This window comes from Dactylosporangium sucinum (assembly GCF_014647515.1).
Taxonomy (GTDB): domain Bacteria; phylum Actinomycetota; class Actinomycetes; order Mycobacteriales; family Micromonosporaceae; genus Dactylosporangium; species Dactylosporangium sucinum.
The window spans coordinates 48,263-72,977 of the sequence record NZ_BMPI01000023.1; the positions used below are offsets into that span (position 1 = coordinate 48,263).

Sequence of the window (24,715 nt, forward strand, 5' to 3'; positions counted from 1 at the left end):
AGCGCGGCCGCGACCCCCGCAAGGGTCGCGGCCGCGGCTGTGGACGTCACGGGGTGAAGGCCTTCACCTCCAGCAGGCCGACCGAGTTGGTGCCGTTCGACTGGAGCACGACCCGCAGGCGGGTCGTCGAGACCGTGGTGAAGGTGACCGTGTTGTAGGCGTTCGCCGCCACCGGATAGCCGCTGGCGCCCGGCATGTCCGCGTAGGCGGAACCGGTCCAGTACTGCAGCTTCCACGACGACGGCAGGTCGATGCCCTGGTTGTCGTCGAACAGGTACACCTGCGCCTTGTTCAGCGACACCGCCGAGGACCAGGTGAGCTCGGCCCACTGCTGGCCGCTGTTGGGCCAGGTGCCCCAGCGCGGGTTCACGGTGTCGTTCGACGACGGCGGGTCGATGCCGTCGTTGACGGCGGCCACCGACTCCCACGCGTTCGTGTAGGACGCCGACGCCACGGCCTGGCCGGCGACGTTCTGGCCGCCCGCCGGCGGCGGTGTGGTGGTGCCACCACCGATGGCCAGCGCGTCGCTGGAGAACGTGGTGAACGACGGGTTGACGTCGGTCTCGCCGCCGGCGCCGTCGCAGCGGCGGTCCGGGTTGAAGGCGAGGTACGTGCCGGAGCCGCACGCGATCGCGAACTCGGCGTCGCCGCCGACCACGATGTTGCCCGACAGGTTGGCGCCGTTCTGGATCAGCGCGTTGTCCTTCACGATCGCGTTGCCGCCGACCGTGCCGCCGTTGACCCAGCCGAGGCCCTCGATGCGGGCGTTGCCGGTGACGGTACCGGCGTAGACCGCCGCCTTCGGGCCGACGTACGCCGACGCGGCCACGTTGGCGCCGGGGCCGACCCAGCCGCCGCCGTTGCTGTGCCAGTGCCCGCCGTTGGTCGCGGCCGGCTTCACGTAGCCCGGCTCGAAGCCCGACGGCGTGGCGCCCGAGACGCGGAACTCGTACGGGAAGCGGCGCGCCTTGTTGTAGCCGTCGAGGAACGCGTAGTGCGGCACCGCGTTCGGCGTGGCGGTGGCGACCAGCCACACCTCCCGCTCGCCGGACTGGAGCTGGAAGTCGATCTGCCCGTCGGTGCCGGTGTACAGCTGGGAGTACCGCGGCGTGCCGTTGCGCACCGCGACCAGGCCGAACGTCCAGCCGGTCGCGCCCGTCTCGGCGTGGCCCCTGAGCCGCAGCTTGACCAGCCCGCCGTCGGTCGCCGGCACCAGCTTGACCTTGTTGAAGCCGTAGTCCGACGGGGCGACCCGCGCGTTGATGCGGTAGTGGCCGAGGCTCTGGTTCACGGCCTCGACGTTGCCGCCGTTGTAGGCGTTGTTGAGGAACCCGGCGCCGTAGACGTTGTTGATGAACGGCATCAGCGTCGAGCGGTTGCCGAAGTCGTACGTCACGGTGCGGGTCGCGTACTCGCCCACCCGCCGGTTCAGCTCGGCCTGGGTGATGCCGGTGATCCGGCGGTACACCTCGAGGGGATGCTCGTTGCTGCGGGCCTCGTTCCAGATGCGGTTGAACATCGCCAGGCCGTCGCGGTCCTTGATGTACTGCAGGAGCATCCAGGCGCCGTAGTGGTGCCGGCTGGAGGAGTAGTACAGGTTCTCCGAGCGCAGCCACCGGGTCAGGTCCCCGGCCGCGGTGGTCGGCAGCGCCTGCATCGCCATGAACTCCGCGCTCGACTCCCAGAACGTGCCCGCCGACGGGTCGGTGAAGCCGTAGCCGGACCGGCCGAGGAACGTGTAGTTCTGGAAGACGTGGCCGAGCTCGTGCGCCAGGCCCCACGAGCCGGGCAGCGCGGCGCCGGGCGCGATGTTGATGACGCCGACCCGGCCGTCCACCGAGCCGCCGGTCGCCCAGGCGTTGAGCTCGGTGCGGTTCCAGGTGTTCGTCACGATGACGATGATCTTGTACTGTGCGAGCAGTCCCTGTTCCGGCGTGAACTGCATCGTGTTCACGTAGAACGAGTACAGGTTCTCCAGCTGGGTGATGATGCTGTTCGGGTCGAAGTTGTACGGCGAGGGCGCCGACGTCGGGTTGGTGCCCGACTTCTCGCCCCAGAGCAGGATGAAGTTCGTCGACTCCCGGGTGCGGTTCTGCGCCCACGGCACCTCGCCGGTCTGCGTCCAGCGGGCGGGGATGTAGACGGACTTGGCGGCGGCCGACGCCGACGGCGCCGACACGGTGAACAGCACGCCGGCGGTGAGCGCGAGCGTGACCAGGAGGGCCTTCATGCGGTGCCTCATGACGCGTAGGCCTTGACCTCGAGCAGGCCGACCGAGCTGGTGCCGTTGGACTGCAGCACCACCCGCAGGCGGGTGGTCGAGACCGTGGTGAAGGTGACGGTGATGTAGGCGTTGGCGGTCACCGGGTAGCCGCTGGCGCCGGGCACGTCGGCGTAGGCCGAGCCGGTCCAGTACTGCAGCTTCCACGAGGACGGCAGGTCGATGCCCTGGTTGTCGTCGAACAGGTAGACCTGGGCCCGCCTCAGCGACTGGTTGGACGACCAGGTGAGCTCGGCCCACTGCTGGCCGCTGTTGGGCCAGGTGCCCCAGCGCGGGTTCACGGTGTCGTTCGACGACGGCGGGTCGATGCCGTCGTTGACGGCTGCCACCGACTCCCACGGCGACGTGTAGGACGCGCTCGGCGTCGCGGACCGCGCGAGGTTCGGGTCCGGCTGCGTAGCGCCGCCCTTGATCAGGAACAGGTTGTCGGCGACGTTGAAGTTGTTCGCCAGGTACGAGCCGGCGGGCGGGTTGGTGTGGTAGTAGTCGTCGTGGTTGCAGTCGAGCCGGTCGTCGTGCGAGCGGTTGGTGCACACGGTGCGCACCACGACCTCGTCGCCGTCCTTGTAGCACATGACGTCCCACTCGTCGGTGCAGTGGGCGTGGCCCGACGCGTTGGGCGCGTTGTTGTTCACGGCGCCGAGCGTGTGGCCGAGCTCGTGCGCGGCGACGCCGGCGACCCAGCAGCCGTTGTCCGCGCGGGCGTACTCCGGGCCGCTGTTCGACCGGTTGGCGTCGGTCTTGCGCGTGTCGCCGGCGAAGCCGCCGATCCCGCAGTACACATTGGCGTCGACAAATTGCAGGTACTTGCGGTCGGTGCGGGTGTACCCGGCCGCCTTGACCGCGTTGAGCAGCGGCGCCCAGTCGTTGGCGTTCAGCGCCGAGTCGGGGATCTGCACGTCGCGCACGACGGGGCGGCAGGCCCCGTTCACGGTCTCGGTCACGTACCGCACGTGCCGCTCGCCGCCGGTCTCCTTGGCGCTCTCGTTGAAGATCGTGTCGACGCCCTCCGCGAGGCTGCGGAAGGTCTCCAGGTACTGCGGGTAGCGGCTGGTCGAGCCGTGGACGTACAGCACCTCGACCCTCCGGCCGCTGGTGCCGTCGCCCTCGCAGACCGCGAGCGCCTGCGCGGCGGCGGCCGGCGCCGCGGCCGCCAGCGCCGGGACGCTCGTCTTCACCGACAGGCCGGCGGGCACGGCGTCGGGGCCGTGCGTGCACATGACGGGGCTGGTGCCCTTGACCTCGAGCAGGTCGGGGCCGCAGGGCCCGGCGGCGCGGCGCTGCAGGCCGTTGTAGACCAGGCCCTTCGCGGGGTCGCCGGCCGGCAGCGCGGCGTTCTCGCCGGCGGAGGCCGTGCCGGCGACGAGGCCGGCGGCGACGAGGACGAGCCCGCCGACCGATATTCCGATGGTTCGAGCGGTGGTGGTACCGGCGAATCGTCGCCGGCGGAGGACGGATCCGGGCATGGTGAGGCTCCGATCGCGGATTGGCGGGCCCATGCGTTCCGGGCGCGGACCAAGCCGCGCGCCGCATGGACGAAATCCTTTTCGGCACCGTGCCAGCGCTATAGTCGACTGTCAATGCTTGTGACAAGCTGTTCCAAGACTTAACCCAGAACAAAGTGAGCGCGCTCGCCGAAAATGTTTCGGTGGCGGGTGCCCGCGAAACTTACAGCTCGGCGTAGCGGCTCACCGTGAGGCGGCGGCTCAGGCGGCCAGGAACTCGCGGGCGCCGCGCAGGCGGGTGGTCAGGCGGGCCTGCGTCGCGGCGCAGTCCAGGCGCACCGCGAGCGGGCCCGGGATGCCGGTCCCGGCCCGCCGCGCGGACGGCAGCCGCAGCGGGTCGAGGCCGTCGCGGCGGGCGATCAGCGTGCCCAGCTCGTGGCGGCTGACCGCGTCGGCGCCGGCGACGTGGTGCACCCCGCGGTGGCCGGACGCGGCCAGCTCCAGCAGCGCCGCCGCGAGGTCGGTGACGTGCACCGGGCAGCGCACGTCGTCGGTGAAGAGCGCGCCGGTCGCGGTGCCGGCGGCGAGGGCGTGCACGAACGTCTCGTGCAGCGACTCGCCGTGGCCGACGATGAGCGACGTGCGGGCGATCACCGCGGCCGGGTCCAGCCCGGCGACGGCGGTCTCGGCCGCGGCCTTCGCGGCGCCGTACGGCGTGACCGGGTCCGGCGGGCACGTCTCGTCGTAGCGCTCGGCCGTGCCGGAGAACACCGCGTCGCTCGACACGTGCACGAGCCGGGCCCCGATCGCGGCGGCGGCCGCCGCGACGTGCATGCCGCCGTCCGCGGTGGTCGCCCAGTCGGCCTGCCGGTACGCGGCGTTGACGACCACGTCCGGCCGCACGTCGGCGACGAGCGCCGCGACCGCCGCACGGTCGCGGATGTCGAGTGTGTGCCACACCGCGCCGGGGACGGGCGCCGCCCGCCGGTGGTACGTCGCCGTGGTGTCGTGACGGGCGTCCAGGGCCTGCCGCACGAGTTCGCGCCCGAGCAGCCCACTCCCGCCGACGATCAGAACGGTGCTCATGTGGCGGGGATGATACGGCGCGTCTCGTAGGCCCACATGGCGATCTCCACGCGGTTGCGGGCGCCGAGCTTGGCCATGAGGCTCGCCAGGTGCGTCTTCACCGTGCTCAGGCTGATGTGCAGGGTGTCGGCGATCTCGGTGTTCGTCAGGCCGCGGGCCACGGCGAGCAGGACCTCCTCCTCCCGCGCGGTGACGGGGGAGATCGGCTGCGCGGCCGGCCGCCCCGACGGCACGTCGGCGAACGTGCGCAGCAGCCGCACGGTGACGCTCGGCGCGATGAGCGCCTCGCCGTCGGCGGCCGCCCGCACGGCCTGGGCCAGCAGCTCCGGCCCGGCGTCCTTGAGCAGGAACCCGCGGGCGCCGTTGCGCAGCGCCCCGTAGACGTACTCGTCCAGGTCGAACGTGGTGATCACGACCACGACCAGCGGGTCGGGCACGCCCGGCCCGGCCAGCAGGCGGGTCGCCGCCAGCCCGTCGAGCTGCGGCATCCGGATGTCGAACAGGCAGACGTCGGGGCGCAGCTCGCGGGCCAGGCGCACCGCCTCCCGCCCGTCGGCGGCCTCGGCGACCACCTCGATGCCGGGCTGGGCGTCCAGCATGATGCGCAGCCCGGTCCGGATGATCGCCTGGTCGTCAGCGACGAGGACGCGGATGGCCACCGCTGTCCGTCCTTCCCCGCGGCAGCTCGGCCGCGACCCGCCAGCCGCGGTCGGGGCCCGGTCCGGCGCGCAGCTCGCCGCCGAGCAGCGTGGCCCGCTCGCGCAGGCCGGCCAGGCCGTAGCCGTCGCGGGCCCGGCCGGGCCGCGCGCCGTCGTCGGCGACGGTGATCCGGACCCGCCGCGGCTCGCCGGTGACCCGGACGACGACCTCGGTCGCGTCGGCCGCGTGCCGCATGGCGTTGGTCACCGACTCCTGCACGATGCGGTACACCGCCGCGTCCACCGCCGGCGGCAGCGCCTCGAGGTCGCCGTCCAGCCCCAGGTCGACCCGCAGCCGGCCGCCCGGGGCCCGCACCAGCCGCTCCAGGTCGGCGACGCCCGCCGGCGGCGCCAGGTCGGCACCGGCGCCGCGGTCGCGCAGCGCGGCGACCATGGCCCGCATCTCCTCCAGGGTGCGGGCGCCCTCCTCCTCGACCCCTTCCAGCGCCTCGACCGCGGCCGACGGGTCGTTGCCGGCGACGACCCGGCCGGCCTGGGCCCGGATCACCATCGCCGACACGTGGTGGGCGACCGTGTCGTGCAGCTCGCGGGCCAGCTGCTCGCGCTCGCGCGAGCGCACCCGGTCGAACTGCCGCTCGCGGGCCACCGCCCGGAACCGCACCGACGCCCCGACGACCCCGGGCAGCATCAGGAACGCGAAGCCGACGAGCAGCTCGACGAGCGGCGTGCCGTCGGTGACCGACGAGAACAGGACACCCGCGACGATCACCGCGGCGCCGACGACGACCTCCCGGCCCGAGCCCCAGCGCGGCAGCGCGTACACCAGCAGCAGCATGATCAAGCCCGTGTACGGCCCGACCGGCGCCGGCGGGTCGCCGATCAGCGTGGCCACCCCGACCGCGCTCACCGCGGCGAACGCGAGCACGACGGTGCCGAGCGGGTGGGTCCGGCGCCACAGGGTCAGCGCGACCAGCCAGACCCCGAGCGCCACGGCCACCGGCGGCCACACCAGGTCGTCGCGCAGCACGGCCTCGGCGGCGACGCCGGCCAGGCCCGCCGCGAGCACCACCCAGTCGCGCCACACGCGGCCGGGCGCGCCGGGCGGGCGCGGCTCGTTCCAGAGGGTTCGCAGGTCGTCGCGGAGCACGTTCCCAGCGTAGGGAGCCTGCCGTGGCGCGCATCGGCCGAAAGGACGGTGCGCCGCTCGGCCCGGGGACGGGCGCAACGGCGGCTTCCGCGCCGATGTCCGGCGGCGCCGCGACGGCGAACCTCGGCGGTGACACAAACCGTGACTTGGAGGAACCCGATGCTGTCGAATGCCCTCTCCCGCCTGGGCGGGAGCGCCGCCCGCCATCCGTGGCGGGTGATCGCGGCCTGGCTGCTCGCCGCCGTGGTCGCGGTGGTCGCCGCGGCCACCCTCGGCGGGCGGACCGCCGACGAGATGAGCGCCCCCGGCCTGGACTCGCAGCAGGCCGCCGCGCTCATCGAGCGGGCCGGCACCGGCGAGCAGGGGATGACCGCGCAGGTCGTCGTCACCCCCACGGCGGCCGGGACGCCGGTGCCGAAGGAGGCCCTGGCCCGCCTCCAGGACGAGATCCGCCGCCTGCCGCACGTCGTCGGCACCGCCGGGCTCGTCTCGCCGGACGGCCGCGTCGCCGTGGTGCGCGTGCAGTACCCCGAGCAGGACCAGCTCAGCGCCGCCGACCTCGACGCCCTCGTCGGCCTGGTCGAGCGCCTGCGTGGCGAGTTGCCCCTGCGCATCGAGATGGGCGGCGACCTCTTCTACGCCTTCTCCGACGCCGGTGCCGGCATCGGTGAGCTGATCGGCCTGCTGGCCGCGGCCGCGATCCTGTTCCTGGCGTTCGGCTCGCTCGTGGCCGCCGCGCTCCCGATCGGCATGGCCCTGTTCGGGCTGACCGTCGGCGTGTCCACGATGACGGTCCTGGCCGGCGCGATCCAGATCCCGACGTTCGCCCCGGTGCTCGGCAGCATGGTCGGCCTCGGGGTGGGCATCGACTACGCGCTCTTCGTGCTCGCCCGGCATCGGGAGTACCTCGGGCAAGGCGTCGAACACCATGAGGCCGCGGGACTGGCGGTCGCCACGGCCGGACGCCCGGTGGTGTTCGCCGGCGGTACCGTCGTCGTCTCGATCCTCGGCATGGCGGTCGCGAACGTGCCGTTCATGACGATCGGCGGGCTCGCCGTCTCCATCGTCGTGCTGGTGATGGTGGTCGCGTCGGTGACCCTGCTGCCCGCGTTCCTCGGCCTGGCGGGTGCGCGGCTGGCCCGGTCCCGCGGGCTGCGTGTCGCCCGCGGCGTCGGCTGGCGGCCGTGGATCCGGCACGTCAACCGCCACCCGGCGCTGTACGCGCTCGGCGCGACCGCCCTGCTCGTGGCCGCGACCCTGCCGCTGTTCGCCCTGCGGGTCGGCCTGCCCGACGACGGCTCGATGCCGGCGAGCCGCACCGAGCGCCAGGCCTACGATCTCGTCGCCGCGGCGTTCGGCCCGGGCACCAACGGCCCGCTCGTCATCGCCGTCGACCTGGCCGGCGACCCGGGCGTGGCCGACCGCCTCGCCACGGCCGTCGCGGCCGACCCGGGCATCGCGTCGGTCGCCCCGCCGCAGGTCGACGCCGCGGCCGGGGTCGCCACGCTGGTGGTGTTCCCGACCACGGGCCCGCAGGACCGGGCGACCGCCGACACGGTGTCCCGGCTCCGCGCGACGGTCCTGCCCGGGGTCGTCGGCGCCGGCCCGGCCTCCGCGCACGTCGGCGGCGCCGCGGCCGCCCTGTCGGACGTGGGCCGGCGCACCAGCGAACGCCTCCCGTTCTTCGTGGCGGCCGTCCTGGCGCTGTCGTTCGTCCTGCTGCTGCTGGTCTTCCGCTCGGTCCTGGTCCCGCTGAAGGCGGTGCTGCTCAACCTGCTGAGCATCGGCGCCTCCTACGGCGTGCTGGTCGCGGTGTTCCAGTGGGGCTGGGGCGGCTCGCTCATCGGCCTGGAGTCGACGGTACCGATCGTGTCGTTCATCCCGATGTTCCTGTTCGCGATCCTGTTCGGCCTGTCGATGGACTACGAGGTGTTCCTGCTCTCCCGCGTCCGCGAGGAGTACCAGCGCACCGGCGACAACGCCGCCTCGGTCGTGGAGGGCGTCGCGGGCACGGCCCGGGTGATCACGTCGGCGGCCCTCATCATGGTGGCGGTCTTCCTGTCGTTCTCCTTCGCCGAGGACCCGTCGACGAAGATGTTCGGCCTGGGCCTGGCCACCGCCATCTTCGTGGACGCCACGGTGGTCCGCATGGTCCTGGTCCCGGCGACGATGACGCTGCTGGGCCGGGCGAACTGGTGGCTCCCGGGGTGGCTGGACCGCCTGCTGCCCGGCTCGTCGGGCCCCGGCCGGTCGCCGGTCGGGCCGGAGGCGCCCCCGGCCCGCGAGGTGGTGCACCAGCCCTGACAAGCCGTCCGCGCAGCACCGCGACGACAACGCCGCGGTGCTGCGCGGTCTCAGTCGTCCGGCGATCTCGTCAGGTCGTCGATCAGCTGGTGCACGACGGGGACGTCCTGCGCGTCCAGCCGGGCGATCGCGGCCTCGTCGAACCGGGGCCCGCCGAGCGTCGTGCGGAGATCGCGCAGTTGCCTGGCCTCGTCCCGGGCGCAGCCGGTGTCGTCGTCGGCGAGGTGCAGCATCATGGCGTGGATGTGCAGGACGACCGCGGTCGCCGGGTCCCCGGCCGCCCGCACGAGCGTGCCGAGGAGGCTGGCCGCGTCCGCCCGCGGGCGGAGCTCTCCGGCCTCCTCCGCCGCCGCGAGCGCCTCGGCGCCGTACTCATACGCCTGATCGACGTCGCCCCGGTCGGCGGCGATGCGCGCCAGCGCGAGGTTGGCCGTGGCGGCCGCCGCTCGGTCGTCCAGCTCGACGGCCAGGTCGGCGGCGGAGCGGTGGTGCGTCTCGGCCTCGTCCGGCCGGCCGCGCCGCATCGCGAGCGCACCGAGGTGCTGGTGACACTCCAGCAGGCCGCGCCGGTCACCGTGTTCGGCGAACGTCGCGACGACGGACTCCGCGAGGGCAGCCGCGTTCTCCAGGTCGCCGGCGGCGCCACGCACCCGGCTCAGGTCCAGCGTGCATCGGGCCAGCTCCATCGCGAAGGCGGCCGGGTTGTCCGCGGCGAGCGCCCGCGCCGTCGCCACCGCCTCCTCGGCGGACGCGGCCGCTTCGGCCAGCCGGCCCAGGCCCAGGAAGATCCGGGCGGTCGTGGCCAGGGCCGCCATGAGCAGCGGGGTGTTTCCCGGGTCGGCGCCGGCCAGTTCCCGGCACAGCGCGAGGCCCTCGTCGGCGGCGCGGGCCGCGGACTCCAGCCGGCCGTCCTCGGCGTCCGCGCCGGCGAGGTTGTTCAACGCGACGGCGAGGTTCGTCCGGTACGCGGGCCGCACGCCGGCGATGGCGCGCACCATCGCCACCGCCTCCACGGCGGCGGTGCGGCTCTCTTCGGCCCGGCCGGTCCGCCGGTACGCGCTGGCGAGGTTGTTCAGCGCGGACGCCAGCGCCACGTCGTCGTCCCGGTCGTCCGCGAGCGTCCGCAGGAGCGTGACCGCCTCCTCGGCGGCCGGGACCGCCGCGGCGTAGTCGGACGTGTCCTGGTACAGCGCGCCGAGCGTGTCGAGGGCCAGCGCCAGGACACCGGTGGTACCGCCGCCGTCCTGGCCCCGGGTCACGCTGACGGCCTCCTCGCACAGGGCGACCGCTTGGGCGAACCGGCCGACGTCGCGGTACCGCTGCGCCAGCGTCACGAGCATGCCGGCGAGCTGGACCGACGACGGGCCGTCGGCGGTGAGCTGGCGCATGAGGCCGACGGCCTCGGTCGCCGGGCGGATCGCGTCGAGCCGTTCGCCGCTCTCGCTGAGCACGACGCCGAGGTCGTGCAGGGCGAGGGCGAGCCGGCGGCGGGCGTCCTCGGTCTCGGCCACCTCGGGCGGCAGGTCCCGGCGCAGCTCCACCGCCTCCTGCAGGCAGCGGACCGCGGCGCGGGCCTCGCCGCTGTCGCTGTGCACGAGACCCTGGACGGCGAGCGCGGTCGCCAGCCCGTCGGTCGTCGCCGGGCCGGACGGCAGCGCGCGGTACATCTCGATCGCCTGCGCGGCGAAGGACGCGGCGCGGCGCGGCCGGCCGGCGTCGAACTGCAGCCGTGCGGCGCCCGTCAGGGCGGCCGCGAGCGCGTGCTCGTCGGCGGCCCCGACCCGGCGCAGGTCGCGGCACACCTCGACGTGCTGCTCGGCCACGCGCGCGGCCGCGTGCCGTTCACCCGCGGCGGCGAGCGCCTCGGCCAGGTCGTCCAGCGCGCCGGCCAGCTCGGGCCAGTGCCCCGGGTCGGTCGCCGCGAGGCGCTCGTAGATGCGGACGCGCCGGCGCAGCGTCTCGAGGGCCTGCGACGGGGCCTGCCATGCCCTGTCGGAGGCGAAGCTGTGTGACCGGACCGTGTCGGACGCCGGCCCGGCGGACAGGCGGCGGCGCAGCCGGTCCAGCTCCATGATGGTCTGCTCGCCGCGTTCGACGTCGCCCAGCGCGGCGTACGACGCCGCCAGTCCCTCCAGGGCCGCCAGCAGCAGGTTCGACCGGGCCGGGCTGGCCGGCAGCTCGGACAGCACCTGGACCGCCTCGCGGCCGGTGCCCACCGCGTCGTCGAGGCGGCCGGCCAGCCGGTAGTCGAGCGCCGCGGCCTCCAGCGCCTCGCCGAGCCGGTCGGTCAGCGCGGGATGGCGCGCCGCGAGCTCGCGCAGGCCGTCCAGGCCGGGCCGCCCGGCCCGGCTCGCGTGCTCGCCGAGGTAGCGCTCCAGGTACGGGTTGATGCGACCACTCATGCCGCGTCCCGCAGCTGGCGCTCGGCGAGCGACCGGAGCGCCTCGAAGACCCGGCCCGCCCGCTTGTCCTCGATCTCGACGGTGCCCCGCAGGTGGTCGACCAGCCGGCGGTGGTAGAGCCGGTAGACCGCCTGCTCGTCCTCGCTCGAGGAGATGACGTAGCGGCCGTAGTTCTCGCCGAGCTCGCCGAGCAGCGTGTAGATGTCCGACTCGCGGAACTCGAAGCCGTCGTTGCGCAGCGCGGTGGCCGCGGCCGGCCAGACGTCGCGCGCCGGGAAGCCGTTGCCGGCGGCGAAGGCGAGCGCGTACATCAGGTCCCGGGCGGCGCCGGGCACCGGCCGCCCGTCGCGGCGCAGCTCGGGCCAGCGGCCCAGATCGAGGTCGAACGCCTCCTCGATCGAGGCGGGGAGCCGCGCGTCGCCGGCCGCGTCGTCCACGTGGGCGGTGAGCACCCGGGCGAGCAGGAAGCTGCCGCCCTGTTCGTCCGCCATGGCGAGGTCGGCGATGGGCGCCACGGCACGCCGGTGGTGCAGCCCGGCGAGCCGCCGGTGGACGTACTCCTCGACGTCGGCCCGGACCGTCGCCGCGTCGACGTCGCCCAGATCGACCACCGTCGTCGACGGTGCCGCGAGCGCCTGTGGCAGCGACTCCACCTGGCCGGCCAGCGCGGCGCCCGCCTCGAACGGCCGGGTCGCGACGAGCACGCAGCAGACCTCGCTGAGGCGGCCGATCGCCGTGGCGAGGCGGCGCGCCTCGGTGCCGGCCTCGTCGAGCCCGTCGACGATGATGACCGGGGGCCTTGGACGCCGGCTCGCCAGGTCCATGAGCGCCCAGATGGTGCGGGCGTCCGGCTCGCCGAGCTGCGCGCCGAGTTCGGCGACGAGGTCGTCCGGTGTCTTGTTGCGCAGGTTGAGGTTCGCGCTGACCGAATGCGGGCCGGGATCGGGGTCGTCGGCGCCCAGCGGCGCGTACCGCAGGACGTTGGCCCGCTCCCCGGCGTCCGACAGCGCGGCCAGGCGGCCGAGGACGGCCGACTTGCCGCACCCGCCGGGGCCGGTGACGACGACGATGCCGGGCTCCGGTTCGCGGATGCGCTCGACCAGCGGTCGCAGGACGTCCTTGCGGCCGCTGAAGTACCAGGCCTGCTCACCGGGGTCGGCGCCGCGCGACGCGGCGAGCAGGTGCGCGACCAGCACCTCCCCTCCCGGCTGGTACCGCGGGTTCGGCAGCAGCAGGCCGGGGTGCCCCTGCGTCGCCTGGTCGAGCTTGTGCCGCGCGTCGCCCTTCCACTCCTGCACCAGTCCGAACAGGAGCTCGTCGCCGCGGAGGAAGCGGGTGTGCGGGTTCCACACCGGCGCCAGGGCCGGCGTCGAGGGCCCGCTGGCCAGCATGGCCCGCAGGTGGCCCAGCAGCGCCCCCTCCCGGGCCTTGGTGTAGCTCATCGACGCGGCGAGGACCCCGATCCAGACCACCGGCGTTTGCATCGCGGCGTCGGTGGCCTTGCGCACGGTCGTCAGGACCGGCACCACGCCCGCCCCCGCGTGGCAGGTGTCGATGATCAGCAGGATCTGCTCGGCGCCCGACTCGACGGCCAGCTCGGCGAGCGCGCTGGGCGGGTAGGTGCCGTTCTGGTTCGACCGGGCGGTGTCGCGGGTGATGAGGCGCAGGTCGCCATGGACGCTGGCGCCGTGGCCGGACCAGACCAGGATGAGGCTGCGCCCGTGCAGCCCGCCGCCCGGCAGCGCCTGGTCGAGCTCGTCGCGCAGCTCCTGCATCGGCGCGTCGGCGATGACGCGCGACTGGGCCGACAGGCACTCGGCGACCGCCCGCAGCAGCGGCACCGTGTTGGCCAGCAGCGGGTACTTGTCGGCGTGCTGGTACTTGCCCATGGCCACGCCGACGACCGCGAGCTCGCGCGGCTCCTCCGGCGGGCTACTCGTCATCGGCGGCCGCCGGGTCCCACACCAGCGTCGCGGCGGTGACCGGAGTGGCGGGATTGGCGTCCGGGCCGTCGCGGTCGACCGCGATGACGTAGCCACCGGCCGGCAGCGGGTCGAACGACGCGGAGAAGCTCCCGGGCTCGTCGCGCCACAGCAGGCTGGAGCCGACGACGGTGCCGGTCTCGTCGGAGACGGTGGCGCGCAGCCGCACGTTGCCGCTCGACGCCGCGACCCGGACCTGGACCGCCTCGCCGGTCAGGTGCGTCGGGGCGACCTCGACACCCAGCCGGGCGGCGTCGGCGTCGGCGTCGAGGTACACGCGGCGCGTCCCGGTCAGCACGGTGTAGAGCTGCTCGAAGGTGTGGTCGTGGTGCTGCAGCGAGCCGTGCTGCTCGCTGACGCCGACGATGGAGGGCGCGTCGAGCAGGACGCCGGGAGGAGACGCGGCCAGCCGGGGCACGGTCCCGTCACCGCCGAGGTCCTGGCCGTCGATCAGGTCCGACAGCAGCAGCTCGCCGCCGTCGAGCCGCACGGTCGTGCGGGTGGGCTGCCTGATGCCGACGATCGTGTGCAGGTCGTAGCCGGTCGAGCCGTGCGCCGGCGCCGGGTGCAGCAGGTCGTGGAACGCTTCCCGGGCCCGGGTCGCCCGCTGCCGGTCGAGGTTCGGCAGCGTCGTCTCGTGCGGGGCCCGGAGCCCGGCGTCGACGTGGACGCACCGATAGGCGGGCAGCAGCTCGTACATCGACGGGAAGCTGCGCACGGCGTCCGTGAGGTCGAGGGCGATGGGGCCCAGCCCCCTGCGCACGCCGTTCACGATGCTGTCGAGGGCGTTGGCCGACCCGCGGTGCGGCGTGCCGATCGTCACCACCGCGCGGACGAACTCGGCGCCGCCGAGCCGCTCCGCATACCACCGGGCGACCAGCCCGCCCATCGAATGGGCGACGAGGACCAGGCGGGCCTGGCGGAACGGCCCGCCCTGCGCGCGCCAGGCGTGGAGCACGGGCTCGACGGTCTCCTGCAGCAGCCGCGCGTTGTACCGGTTCGAAAGCCGCCAGTCGTACGGGAAGCGCACGAAGTTCGGCACCGGGTGCTGCTGCGCCGGTGGGGTGCTCCGGTCGTACTCGAACAGGTGGAAGGTCCGGGTCAGCCAGGACACGAGCCGGCTGTACCCCAGCTGCACGGTCCACACGCCGGGGATGACGTGCAGGTCGGGCACGAGCGCCGCGGCCTCGATCCCGTCGTCGGCCGGCCCGTCCTCGGGCACCTCGTCCAGCCGCAGCCGGGTGACGCTGCGCCCGAAGGTGCGCACCGCCGCGCCGAGCGCGCCCACGCTCGGCGCCCAGACCGGCACGGTCCGGCCGTTGCCGCGCCGGACCAGCGTCGAGCCGGTGATGCCGGGGATCACCACAACTACGTCCGTGATTGCCTCGGTCATCGCCCCGTCCTTGGTCGGCCCGGTCATTGTGCCCGTCCCGGCCGGGCACCGGCAGGTGGGCGCGCACCGCTTTCAACCGGACGTCCGAGCCGATGTGTCCGGTCGGCCCACCGCGTTCCAGGTCGCGGGAGCGGGCGGACGGGCGATTGCCCGCGGCGCGGGGCCGGGTTACGGTTCGGCCGTGGCGGAGGAGTCCGGCGACGACCTGGCCACCGCCGTCGCGCACGCTCGGCAGGGCCGGGCGCTCGCCGACCGGCACGACGACCGGGGCGCCGTCGGGTGTTACCGGGCCGCGTTGCCGCCGGCCGAGCGGGCGCTCGCGGCCGAGGGCACCGACGACCACATCCGGTTCGTGGTGTACCTGCACGACATGCTCGGTGTCCTCACGCTCGGGCAGTCGTGGCACGACGAGGCGGAGCGGCACTTCACCGCCGCCCTCCGGCTCAGCCGGGAGCGGGATCCCGGCGGGACGGACGAGGCGAAGTTCGTCAACAACCTCGGCGCGGTCGCGCGGGCTCGCGGTGACCAGCGCGGCGCGTTGCGGCGCTACCGTGAGGCGCTGGAGATCGCCGGCCGGATCGACCCGCCGCCGGACGCGATCGGCAGCTACCTGAGCAACACCGGCACGGCGCTGCTCGCGCTGGGCCGGCTCGACGACGCGCTGGCCTTCTTCCGGCGGGCGCTGGAGATCGACGAGCGCGTCGACCCGGCCGCGGCGGCGACCGACCGCAGCCTCATCGCCTCCGTGCTCATCGAGTACGGCGACCTCGAGGAGGCACGCGGCCACTACGCGGCGGCGCTCGCCTTCCACGAGGCGCACGATCCCGGCTCGTTCGAGACCGCACGGGAGCTGGTCAACGTCGGCTACGTGCACCGGCTCACCGGCAACCTGGACGAGGCGCTGCGGCAGTACCTGCGGGCGCTCGACATCGACCAGCGGATCGCGCCGGACGGCGCGGAGACCGCCGCCGACCTCAACAACATCGCCCGGGTGTACCGCGAGCGCGGCGACCTCGACCGGTGCCGCGGCTACCTGTCCCGGGCCGTGCAGATCAGCCGCCGCGTCGCCCCGCTGTCGCAACGCACCGCCGTGCGGCTGAACAACCTCGCCGAGCTGGACCACCAGGCCGGCCGCCGGGAGGAGGCGCGGCGCGGGTTCACCGAGGCGTTGCGGATCGACGAGGCGGTGGCGCCGCTGTCCCTGGAGACCGCCCGCGACCTCAACAACCTCGCCGCGCTGGCCCTGGACGAGCACGACCTCGACACCGCCCGCGACCTCACCCGGCGGGCGCTGGAGATCTCGCTGCGCGTCGCGCCACAATCCCACCACACCGCGAGCGGCTACGGCACCCTCGCCGTGATCGCCAACGAGCGGGGCGCGCCCGGCGTCGCGATCCGGTGGGCGCGGGCCGCGCTCGCCATCGACCGCCGGCAGACGCCGCTGGCCGCGTCGACCGTCGCCGACCTGGTGAACCTCGCCGTGCTGTACACCGAAGCGGGCGACGCCGACCGGGCCGTGCGGCACTACGCCGAGGCGGTGTCGGTCGTCGAGTCGATGCGGACCCGCGCCGGGCTGCCGCTCGCCCGGGAGGAGGTCTTCGCGCTGCACCAGCGGCCGTACTCCGGGCTGATTCGCGCGCTGCTGACCCGGGACGGGCCGGGTGACGCCGAACGGGCGTTCGCGGTCGCCGAGCAGGGCCGGGGCCGGGCCCTGGCCGACCTGCTCCAGCAGCGGCGGCTCGACCTGCGGCCGCGCGGCGAGACGCAGCGCGAGCTGCTGGCCGAGCAGCGGCGGATCGAGGCGCGACTGCACCACGCGCGGCAGCACGGCCGCGACGACGACCACGACCTGGCGGAGCAGCTCGAACGGGTGCAGCTGCGGATCCGGCGGGAGTTCCCGGCGTACGCCCAGCTCCGCGAACCGAGCCCGGTGGACCTGACCGGCGCGCGGGCGCTGCTCGACGACGCGACGCTGCTGCTCGCGTACCACGTGGACGCCGGCTTCTGCGTCGCGTGGGCGGTCCGCCGCACCGGCTGCGCGGTGCTGCCCGTCCGGGCGACCGAGGACCGGATCCGCGGCCTGGTCGAGGCGGTCCTGCGCGCCTGCGCCACCGGCGACGAGGCGGCGGACGGCGTGCCCGGCGCCGCCGAGCTGGCGGAGCTGCTCATCGCGCCGGCGCAGCTGCTGGACGGCGTGCGACAGCTCGTCGTCGTGCCCGCCGGGCCGCTGGCCTACCTGCCGTTCGAGCTGCTGCCGTACCGTGCGGGCTGCCTGGGCGACCGGATCGCCGTGTCCTACCTGCCATCGGTGACCGTCGGCGCCGACCTGCGCGAACGCCGGGCCGATCGGCCGGCGAGCTGGTCGCGGCGGCCGTTCGCCGGGTTCGGGCTGGATGAGCACCTGCCGGGCACCCGGGAGGTCGTCGAGATCGCCGCCGAGTACGGCCCCGGCGCCCGGGCCTGGACCGGCCGGGAGCTGACGAAGGCCCTCGTACGGCGCGAGAGCGCGGGTCACCGGGTGGTCCACTTCGCCACGCACGGCGTCGTCGACGACCGGGACCCGCTCGACTCGGGCCTGACCCTGGCCGGCGGCGCGGTGTTGCGCGCCGCGGAGATGTTCGACCTGCGCCTCGACGCCCAGGTCGTGGTGTGCTCGGCCTGCGAGACCGCGACCGGCCGGATCCGCGCCGGCGAGGGCCTGGTCGGCATGAGCCGGGCCCTGTTCTACGCCGGGGCCCGCAGCCTGGTCGTGAGCCTGTGGCCGGTCGCCGACCGGCCGACCCGCCGGCTGATGCGGCGCCTGCACGACCACCTGCGCGCCGGCCACGCGCCGGCGGACGCGCTCTGGCGGGCCAAGCGGCAGGTGCGGCAGAGCCATCCCCAGGTGTACCGCCACCCGCGCGAATGGGCCGGGTTCATCCTGCTCGGCGACGGGCACCCGGGGGAGGCCGGATGAGCGAGACCGTCCGCGAGGCAGCGGAGCTGCTGGTCCGCGCCCGCAGCGAGCCCGGCGCCGACGACGCGCTGCTGCGCCGCAGCATCGCACTGTTCCGCGCGGCGAAGGCGGCGGCGGACACGGAACCGGGCGCCCTGGCGGCGAACCTCGGCGTCGCGCTGCGCATGCTGGCCGAGCGCACCGGCGAGCCGGACGTAGCGGCGGAGGCGGTCGCGGAGCTGCGGTGCGCGCTCGACGTACGGGCGACCTCGGGGCGCTACCTGAACCTCGCCAGCGCCCTGCACGTCCGGTTCCTCGTCACCGGCGACGACGCGCACCTCGGCGCGGCCGTCGACGCCGCCCGCGCCGCCGTCGACACCTGCGACGACGACCTGCTCCGGCCGGCGCGGCTGGCCAGCCTGGCCGGCCTGCTGCTCGACCGGGCCGGGCGCTCCGGCGACCGGGGCGACGTCGACGAGGCCCTCGCCCTGACCGGGCGCGCGTTCGAGCTGCCGACCCCGGAGGACGACTTCTGGTCGGTCGTGGCCGGCAACCGGGTGCTGGCCCTGCGGATGGCCTACGAGCGCGCCGGCGATCCCGAGGTCGCCGAGGAGGCGATCGACATCGGCCGCGAGACGCTGCGCCACCTGCCGGCCGGCTCCGCCGGACGGGCGAGCACCGCCGGGAACCTCGGGCTGACCCTGCTCTCGCGCTACCGGGCCGGCCGCGACGCGCGGGATCTGCGCGCCGCCGTCGAGGCGCTGACCGTCGCCGCCGACCACCCCGGCCCGCTGCGGCACCTGTGGCTGAGCAACCTCGTGACCGCCCTGACCGACGGTTACCGCGACGCCCCGGACGAGGCGACGTTCGCGCTGATCACGGCGGCCGGGCGGGCGGCGCTGGACGCGCTGGGCGAGGACGACCCGCGCCGCGGGCCGCTCCTGGTGAACCTGGGCGGCGCCCACCTCGAACGGTACGAGCGCACCGGCGACCCGGGTGCGCTCGACGAGGCCGAGCGGCTGCACCGGGCGGGAGTCGAGGCCACGGCGGACGCGCCGGTGCATCGGACGCTCGCGTACGGCGGCCTCGCGGTCGTGTGGCAGCGGCGGGCCGCCGCGACCGGCGACACCGGGCTGCTCGACCGGGCCGTCGAGCTCGGCCGCGAGCTGGTCGACGCGCCGTACGCCGACCCCGCCGACCGGGCGAACGCCCTGTCCACGCTCGGGCTGGCCCTCGCCGACCGGTTCGTCGCCACGGGATCCGTCGAGGCCGTGGCCGAGGCCGCCGCGCGGCTGCGCGACGCGGTCGAGGCGCTGCCGCCCGGCCACGCCGACCGCCTGCAGCACCTGTCGAACCTGACCGTGCTGCTGCAGTCGTGGGCCGAGGCCACCGGCGAGCAGCGGGTGACCGACGAGGCGATCGCCGCCGCCCGCGAGGCCGTCACCGCGAGCGGTGACCTGCCGGTCCGGGTCGGCTACCTGGCGAACCTCGGCGGCGCGCTGTGGCGCCGCTACGTGCGCACCGGCGATCCGGCGGCGCTCGGCGAGGCGGTGGAGGCGGCCCGGGCCGCGGTCACCGCGACGCCGCCGGACCACCCCGATCGCCCGATGTACCTGTCGAACCTGTCCGGCATGCTGGCCCGGCAGGACGACAGCGCCCGCGACCCGGCGGCCATGCGCGAGGCCGTCGCCTGCGCGCGGGAGGCGGTCGAGCGCACCGCCGCCGGACACCCGGACCGGCCGATGCGCCTGTCCAATCTCGGTCTCGTGCTGCGGTACCACTGGGAGCACCACGGCGAGCCGGGCGCCCTCGACGCGGCGGTCGAGGCCGCGCGGGAGGCCGTGGCCACCACGCCGGCCGGGCACCACGCGCTGCCCGGCCGGATGAGCAACCTCGCGGCCACCCTGCTGGTGCGGCACGGCGCCGCGGACCGGGCCGAGGCGGCGCGGCTGTTCCACGACGTGGCCCGCAGCGAGGTCGCCCCGGTGCCGCTGCGCGTGCAGACGGCCGCGAGGGCCGGCGAGCTGGCCGCCGGCGCGGGCGAGTGGACCCTGGCGGCGGAGGAGTTCGGGCTGGCGGTGCGGCTCATGCCGCGGCTGGCGACCCACTACACCGACCGGGCCGACGAGGAGCACGAGCTGGCCCGCTTCGCCCAGGTGCCGGGCGACGCCGCGGCCTGCGCGCTGCACGCCGGAAACGCCCGGCTCGCCCTGGACCTGCTGGAGGTCGGCACCGGCGTCATGCTCGCCCGCACGCTGGAGCTGCGCACGGACCTGACCGAGCTGCGCGAGCGCTTCCCGGACCTCGCCGTGCGGCTCCAGCAGGTGGCCGGCGCGATCGGTGCCGACGGACCCGTGGCGAGCGGGGTGGCGGCAGCCACCCTCGAGGGCATCCGGCGGCGCGGGATCGACCGGGCCTGGCGCGACCTCGTCGCCGAGATCCGCCGGCTGCCGGGTCTCGACCGGTTCCAGCTGCCCCCGTCGGAGGCCGACCTGCGGGCGCTCGCCGCGCCGGGCCCGATCGCGGTCGTCAGCACCAGCCGGTACCGCTGCGACGCGCTCCTGGTCACCGCCGACGGGCAGGTGCGCCCCGTGCCGCTGCCCGGGCTAGCCCACGACGACGTGGTCGCTGCCGCCGGGACCGTGCTCGCCGCCGGCCCGGACGACGACCCGGCGCCGCTGCGCGACCTGCTCGCCTGGCTCTGGGACACCACCGCGGAGCCGGTCCTGGCCGCCCTGCCGGCCGGCGGCCCGGCGCAGCGACTGTGGTGGATGCCGGTCGGCGTCCTCTCGCTGCTGCCGCTGCACGCCGCGGGGCACCCGGGCGGGCCGTACGTCGACGACCGGGTCGTGGCCGGCTACACCCCGACGCTCGGCGCGCTGCGGCACCACCGGGCCCGGCCCGTCCCGGCCGACCTCACGGCGGTCGTCGTCGGCGCGCCGGACACCGCCGTCCCGCTCCCGGGCGCCGCGGCCGAGGCCGCCCGGGTCGCCGCCCTGCTCGGCGCCCGCGGCACGGCGCTGCCCGGCGACGCCGCCGACACGGCCCGGGTCCTGCCCGCCCTGCACGCCCACGGCTGGGTGCACTTCAGCGGGCACGCGACGGCCGACCTCGACCAGCCGTCCCGCAGCCACCTGCTGCTGGCCGACGGGCCGCTGAGCGTCGCCGACCTCGCCGCCCGGCGGCTCGACGGCCAGGTCGCCGTGCTCTCCGCCTGCAGCAGCAACCGCACGCGGGCCGATCTGGCCGCCGAGGCGGTGCACATCGCGGCCGCATTCCACCTCGCCGGGTTCGGCCAGGTGGTCGGCACGCTGTGGCCCGTCGCCGACCGGGTCTCGCTGCGGTTCGCCGACCGGCTGTACCGCGGCGTCGTCGACGGCGACCGGCTGCGGCCGGAGCGGCTGGCGGGCGCGGTGCGCGACGCGGTGCGGCACCTGCGCGCGCGCTGGCCGGACCGGCCCGGCGTCTGGGCACCGTACGTCCACCTGGGCCGCTGACCTACATTGAAGTCATGGGGTTCCCCACGGCCGTCCGGATGGGCTTCGTCGTGGACGTCGCCGGCTACGGCCGGCGCTCCGCACCCGAGAAGATCGACCTGCAGCAACGGGTGGCGGCATTCGTCGCCGAGGTCCTGCGCGACCTGAACCTGCGCATCGACGAGACCCACCACCACGGCACGGGCGACGGCATGGTGGTCTTCCTGCCCAGCGAGCTCGACGTGCACCGCGCCCTGGCCCGGCTGCTGCGCTCGGCGGCCGAGGCGCTTGCCGAGGACAACCGCCGCTACCGGGACCGGATGCGGCTGCGGATCGCCGCCGTGATCGGCCCGCTGGGCCCGGCGGCGATCGGCTTCTCCGGCGACGCGATCGTGGAGGCGGGTCGGCTGGTCGACAGCGACGCGCTGCGCGGGGCGCTCGCCGACCGCCCGGACAGCGACCTGGTGTTCGCGGTGTCCGACCAGCTCCACGAGTACGCCGGGCTGCGGACCGACGAGTTCCGGCCGGTCGACGTCCGCGTCAAGGAGTTCCAGGGCCGGGCCTGGCTGTGGAACGGACCCGCCGGCGGGGAGCCGGTCGCGCACCCGGGCCCGCCCGTGTTCACGCTCGCACCACCGCACCCGCCGGACTGTGTCATCGGGATCCGGCCCGGCCGGATCATGCGCGTCCACGACGTCGACATCTGGGTGAACAGCGAGAACACCGACATGGAGATGGCCCGGTTCAACGAGTTCTCGATCTCCAGCATCATCCGGTACAACGGGGCCCGCCGTGACGCCGCGGGCCACGTCGTCGACGACGTGATCGCCGACGCCCTCGCCAAGGCCGTCGACGGCCGCCGGCCGGTCGCGCCGGGCGCGGCGTTCGTGACCGGCTCCGGCTGCCTGGCCGGCACCAACGCGGTCCGGTGGATCATCCACGTCGCCGCCGTGCACGGCGAGCCCGGTGCCGGCTTCCGGCAGGTCCGCCGGGTCGGCGTGTGCGTCGCCAACGCGCTGGCCCAGGCGGAGCGGCTGGCGCGGGAGGACGCGGAGGTGCGGACGATCCTGTTCCCGATGCTCGGCACCGGTGGGGCCGGAGCGCCCGCGCCGGCGACCGCCGGGGAGCTGGTCGACGCGGCGGCGTTCCACCTGACGACGACGCCCGGGACCCGGCTGCGCGGCATCTACTTCCTGGCGTTCACCGACGCGGAGCGGGCCGCCCTCGAAGGCGCGCTCGCGGGCCATCCCGCGCTGCGCCCGGCGGCCCACGGTCCTATGTGGACATAGGCGGTCCAGGGCGGCGGACCGCGCCGGCGCAGCGCCGCACCAGCGCCCGGAGGTCAGCCGGCCGCGGCGCCGCCGGTGTGCCCGCCGTGCGGGCCGAGCGGCGGGCACGCCTCGAGCAGGGCCCGCACGTAGGCGGCCGCGACGGCGGCGGCGTAGCGCCGCCAGTCGGTGCCGATCCAGCGGTCGCCGTAGTCGCTGATCCCGCGGACCACGAACCAGTCGCGGCCGTCGGCGTGGCCGGCCCGGCCGATGCCCTTGCCCTCCATCTCGATCGCCCGCAGCTGGTGGCGCCGGGCGACCTCGTCGCGCGCGGCCGCGTTGCGCACGGACCGCTCGGAGCTGCCGATGCGCCCCTCGTGGACCTTGGGGCGGCCGGGCCGGTGCCCGCTGCGCGCCGGATCGGGGTGGGGCACGACGCGGGCGAAGTCGCTGTCGTCGGAGAACAGCACGTCGGTGCGGTCGTCGGGCCGGGCGAACAGCGCCAGCTCGGCGGTCAGCCGGTCCAGGTGGGCCTCCCACGGCCGCTCGTCGCGCAGCTCGCCGGCCGTCAGCATCTTCACCCGCCCGGCGAGCAGCGCGGAGCGGCGGGGGAACTCCTGCCGGCGCTCCGGACCGGTCGCCCGGTCGACGACGTGATCGAAGTCGACCACGTTCCAGGTGCCGACCACGATGTCGCCGAGCCGCACGTGGGCGGCGGGGTCGCGGGGCGCGGGCACGCCGGCGGCGATGCCCACCATGACGATCTGGTCGACCGACGGGAAGCTGCGGACCAGGTGGGCCGCGGCGTGGGCGGCCGCGTCGTTGCCGGTCTCGGCGAGCAGGGTCAGGACCACCTCGTGCGGGCGGGCGGGGTCCACGCTCGGCACGGTGGCCCGCCGGTATTCGGCCCGGTCCCGCGCGACCGCCGTGCCGGCCGCCCCGTCGAGCAGGGCGAGCATCGCGGCGAACTCCTCGGGCAGCGCCGTCACCAGGCCGATGGTGGGCAGCGGCCGGTTCGTGCCCGCAGTGGCGCGCACCGCGGAGCGCCGCACGTGCCGGCGGTCGAACTCGAGCTGCCGCAGGAGCGTGGCGGCGGCGGCGAGGTCGGCGGCGAACGGGCCGCCGGCCGGCTCGGCCAGCCCGGCCACCCGCAGCGACTCCGCCATGTTGTCGCGGGCGATCTCCACCGCGTCGCCGAGCCCCTCCAGCCACTGGTCGGCGTCCGGCAGGTCGGTGAGCCGCGCCGCCATCGCGTCCCGGGCCCGCCGCTCGTAGGCGGCCTTCGCCGCGTGCAGCAGATACTGGGTCAGCGGGGACAGCTCGGTGCCCCCGCGCGACCAGACCAGCGCGCTGAGCCGGTCCTCGTCCCGGGCGTCGGCGAGCACGACGAGCCGGCGCCGGCGGCCGTCGCCGGCCGGCGGCAGCTGCCACAGCACGGCCTCGCCCAGCGCGGTCGCCTCGGCCTGCCAGAAGTCGTCCGGAGTCTGCGGGAGCGCGCCGGCCACCGCCCGGGCGGTCGCGGCCGTGGGATGCGGGCGCCATTCGACGGTACCGACGAAGATCGTCACGACGGCGATGAGCGGGCCGTCGTCGCCGCCGGCGCCGGCCTCGGCCCACCGGCCGGCCCACTGGGCCCACGTGGCCGGCGGCGCCTCGGCCGCGACCGAGAGCACGAGCACGTCGTGCTCGCGGCGGACGATCGCCTGCACCTGCCCGGACCCCGGCTCGGACCGCCGGGCGGCGACCGCGGCCGGGCGCCCGGGCAGCTCCGCGGGCAGCGTGGCCGGCAGGCCCAGGGCCTCGACCGGGTGCACCGCGCCGAGGACGTCGCCGCAGGCGGCCCACAGCTGCCGGATCCGCTGCCACGCGGCCGCCGCGCCCGGCCCGTCGGCCGGCGCGAAGGCGTGGACGACCAGGGTCTGCTTGACCAGGCCGGTGGTGGCCGTGTCGGCCCGCGCCAGCGGCACCGGCTCGCGCGGCAGCGGCGCCACGGCGCCGTCCAGCGCGTGATACAGGTGGTTCTGCAGCAGCTGCAGCGGGGACGGGGGCGGCACCACCGGCTCCGAGCCGAGCGGCGTGACCCGGATCGGGCTGGCCACCTCGAGCCGCGCGGTGGCGGCGTCGAGCGCCGTCGAGTCCCCGGCCGCCACGGCGTCGGCCATCGCCTGGACGAGCCGCGTGATGTGCGGCCACCGCTCGGCCGGCAACCGCCATTCGGGCACGTCGCCGAGCACGGCGAGCGCGTCGGCGACCACTCCGGGGGCCAGCACCGCGTCCTCGGGCACCATGGCTCGTCACTGTACCGGCCCGGCGCGCGCCGTCTTCCCATCGTCGCAC

General features: G+C 75.6%; 13 protein-coding genes. 4 read left to right on the plus strand and 9 right to left on the minus strand.

Translation table 11 applies throughout. The features are described 5' to 3' along the window. Positions 1 to 46: 46 nt before the first annotated feature. The 5 genes from IEZ31_RS23455 to IEZ31_RS58210 all read right to left on the minus strand — a co-directional run bounded on the left by IEZ31_RS23455 (position 47) and on the right by IEZ31_RS58210 (position 6,618). Positions 47 to 2,230 carry a DUF6055 domain-containing protein gene (locus tag IEZ31_RS23455; protein WP_229835773.1) on the minus strand — a complete coding sequence of 728 codons (2,184 nt, stop codon included), beginning with the start codon at positions 2,228 to 2,230 and terminating at the stop codon, positions 47 to 49. A gap of 8 nt (positions 2,231 to 2,238) precedes the next feature. Next, positions 2,239 to 3,747: a DUF7402 domain-containing protein gene (locus IEZ31_RS56775; protein ID WP_229835774.1), complete on the minus strand. Its 1,509-nt coding sequence runs from the start codon at positions 3,745 to 3,747 to the stop codon at positions 2,239 to 2,241. A 240-nt stretch (positions 3,748 to 3,987) separates the two neighbouring features. Beyond that, on the minus strand, positions 3,988 to 4,812 hold the full coding sequence (locus IEZ31_RS23465) for a sugar nucleotide-binding protein (RefSeq protein ID WP_190252096.1): 825 nt from the start codon (positions 4,810 to 4,812) through the stop codon (positions 3,988 to 3,990). Continuing rightward, entirely contained in the window at positions 4,809 to 5,471 is a 663-nt protein-coding gene (locus tag IEZ31_RS23470) for a response regulator (protein ID WP_190252097.1), read from the minus strand. Before IEZ31_RS23470 ends, IEZ31_RS23465 begins: the two co-directional genes overlap by 4 nt. Beyond that, on the minus strand, positions 5,446 to 6,618 hold the full coding sequence (locus IEZ31_RS58210) for a sensor histidine kinase (protein WP_190252098.1): 1,173 nt from the start codon (positions 6,616 to 6,618) through the stop codon (positions 5,446 to 5,448). The genes IEZ31_RS23470 and IEZ31_RS58210 overlap by 26 nt, the downstream gene beginning before the upstream one ends. A 159-nt stretch (positions 6,619 to 6,777) precedes the next feature. On the opposite strand from IEZ31_RS58210, the gene IEZ31_RS23480 reads away from it, so the two are divergent. After that, positions 6,778 to 8,922 carry an MMPL family transporter gene (locus IEZ31_RS23480; RefSeq protein WP_190252099.1) on the plus strand — a complete coding sequence of 715 codons (2,145 nt, stop codon included), beginning with the start codon at positions 6,778 to 6,780 and terminating at the stop codon, positions 8,920 to 8,922. A gap of 50 nt (positions 8,923 to 8,972) precedes the next feature. Here IEZ31_RS23480 and IEZ31_RS23485 read toward each other — a convergent pair whose 3' ends face one another. From IEZ31_RS23485 to IEZ31_RS23495, 3 genes are read right to left on the minus strand one after another with little or no spacing between them, the layout of a single operon-like run. Then, positions 8,973 to 11,324 carry a tetratricopeptide repeat protein gene (locus tag IEZ31_RS23485; RefSeq protein WP_190252100.1) on the minus strand — a complete coding sequence of 784 codons (2,352 nt, stop codon included), beginning with the start codon at positions 11,322 to 11,324 and terminating at the stop codon, positions 8,973 to 8,975. Beyond that, positions 11,321 to 13,267, minus strand: a complete 1,947-nt coding sequence (locus IEZ31_RS23490; protein ID WP_190252101.1) for an ATP-binding protein — start codon at positions 13,265 to 13,267, stop codon at positions 11,321 to 11,323. The genes IEZ31_RS23485 and IEZ31_RS23490 overlap by 4 nt, the downstream gene beginning before the upstream one ends. Further along, positions 13,257 to 14,699 carry an alpha/beta hydrolase gene (locus IEZ31_RS23495; RefSeq protein WP_190252102.1) on the minus strand — a complete coding sequence of 481 codons (1,443 nt, stop codon included), beginning with the start codon at positions 14,697 to 14,699 and terminating at the stop codon, positions 13,257 to 13,259. The genes IEZ31_RS23490 and IEZ31_RS23495 overlap by 11 nt, the downstream gene beginning before the upstream one ends. A gap of 181 nt (positions 14,700 to 14,880) precedes the next feature. Between IEZ31_RS23495 and IEZ31_RS23500 the strand changes: the two genes are divergently transcribed. From IEZ31_RS23500 to IEZ31_RS23510, 3 genes are read left to right on the plus strand one after another with little or no spacing between them, the layout of a single operon-like run. Next, a complete protein-coding gene (locus tag IEZ31_RS23500) occupies positions 14,881 to 17,655 on the plus strand; it encodes a CHAT domain-containing protein (protein WP_190252103.1) in 2,775 nt (924 codons plus the stop codon). Continuing rightward, positions 17,652 to 21,131, plus strand: a complete 3,480-nt coding sequence (locus IEZ31_RS23505; protein ID WP_190252104.1) for a CHAT domain-containing protein — start codon at positions 17,652 to 17,654, stop codon at positions 21,129 to 21,131. Before IEZ31_RS23500 ends, IEZ31_RS23505 begins: the two co-directional genes overlap by 4 nt. A gap of 14 nt (positions 21,132 to 21,145) precedes the next feature. Then, complete coding sequence (locus IEZ31_RS23510) at positions 21,146 to 22,399, plus strand: macro domain-containing protein (RefSeq protein ID WP_190252105.1); 1,254 nt, start codon at positions 21,146 to 21,148, stop codon at positions 22,397 to 22,399. A 53-nt stretch (positions 22,400 to 22,452) separates the two neighbouring features. Here IEZ31_RS23510 and IEZ31_RS23515 read toward each other — a convergent pair whose 3' ends face one another. Next, a complete protein-coding gene (locus tag IEZ31_RS23515) occupies positions 22,453 to 24,666 on the minus strand; it encodes a CATRA conflict system CASPASE/TPR repeat-associated protein (protein ID WP_190252106.1) in 2,214 nt (737 codons plus the stop codon). Between the last annotated feature and the right edge of the window lie 49 nt (positions 24,667 to 24,715).

Coding starts and splice junctions, on each gene's coding strand:
- IEZ31_RS23465 (WP_190252096.1), bottom strand. CDS start 4,812: ATGAGCACCGTTCTGATCGTCGGCGGGAGTGGGCTGCTCGGGCGCGAA.
- IEZ31_RS23480 (WP_190252099.1), top strand. CDS start 6,778: ATGCTGTCGAATGCCCTCTCCCGCCTGGGCGGGAGCGCCGCCCGCCAT.
- IEZ31_RS56775 (WP_229835774.1), bottom strand. CDS start 3,747: ATGCCCGGATCCGTCCTCCGCCGGCGACGATTCGCCGGTACCACCACC.
- IEZ31_RS23515 (WP_190252106.1), bottom strand. CDS start 24,666: ATGGTGCCCGAGGACGCGGTGCTGGCCCCCGGAGTGGTCGCCGACGCG.
- IEZ31_RS23485 (WP_190252100.1), bottom strand. CDS start 11,324: ATGAGTGGTCGCATCAACCCGTACCTGGAGCGCTACCTCGGCGAGCAC.
- IEZ31_RS23455 (WP_229835773.1), bottom strand. CDS start 2,230: ATGAAGGCCCTCCTGGTCACGCTCGCGCTCACCGCCGGCGTGCTGTTC.
- IEZ31_RS23490 (WP_190252101.1), bottom strand. CDS start 13,267: ATGACGAGTAGCCCGCCGGAGGAGCCGCGCGAGCTCGCGGTCGTCGGC.
- IEZ31_RS23505 (WP_190252104.1), top strand. CDS start 17,652: ATGAGCGAGACCGTCCGCGAGGCAGCGGAGCTGCTGGTCCGCGCCCGC.
- IEZ31_RS23510 (WP_190252105.1), top strand. CDS start 21,146: ATGGGGTTCCCCACGGCCGTCCGGATGGGCTTCGTCGTGGACGTCGCC.
- IEZ31_RS23495 (WP_190252102.1), bottom strand. CDS start 14,699: ATGACCGAGGCAATCACGGACGTAGTTGTGGTGATCCCCGGCATCACC.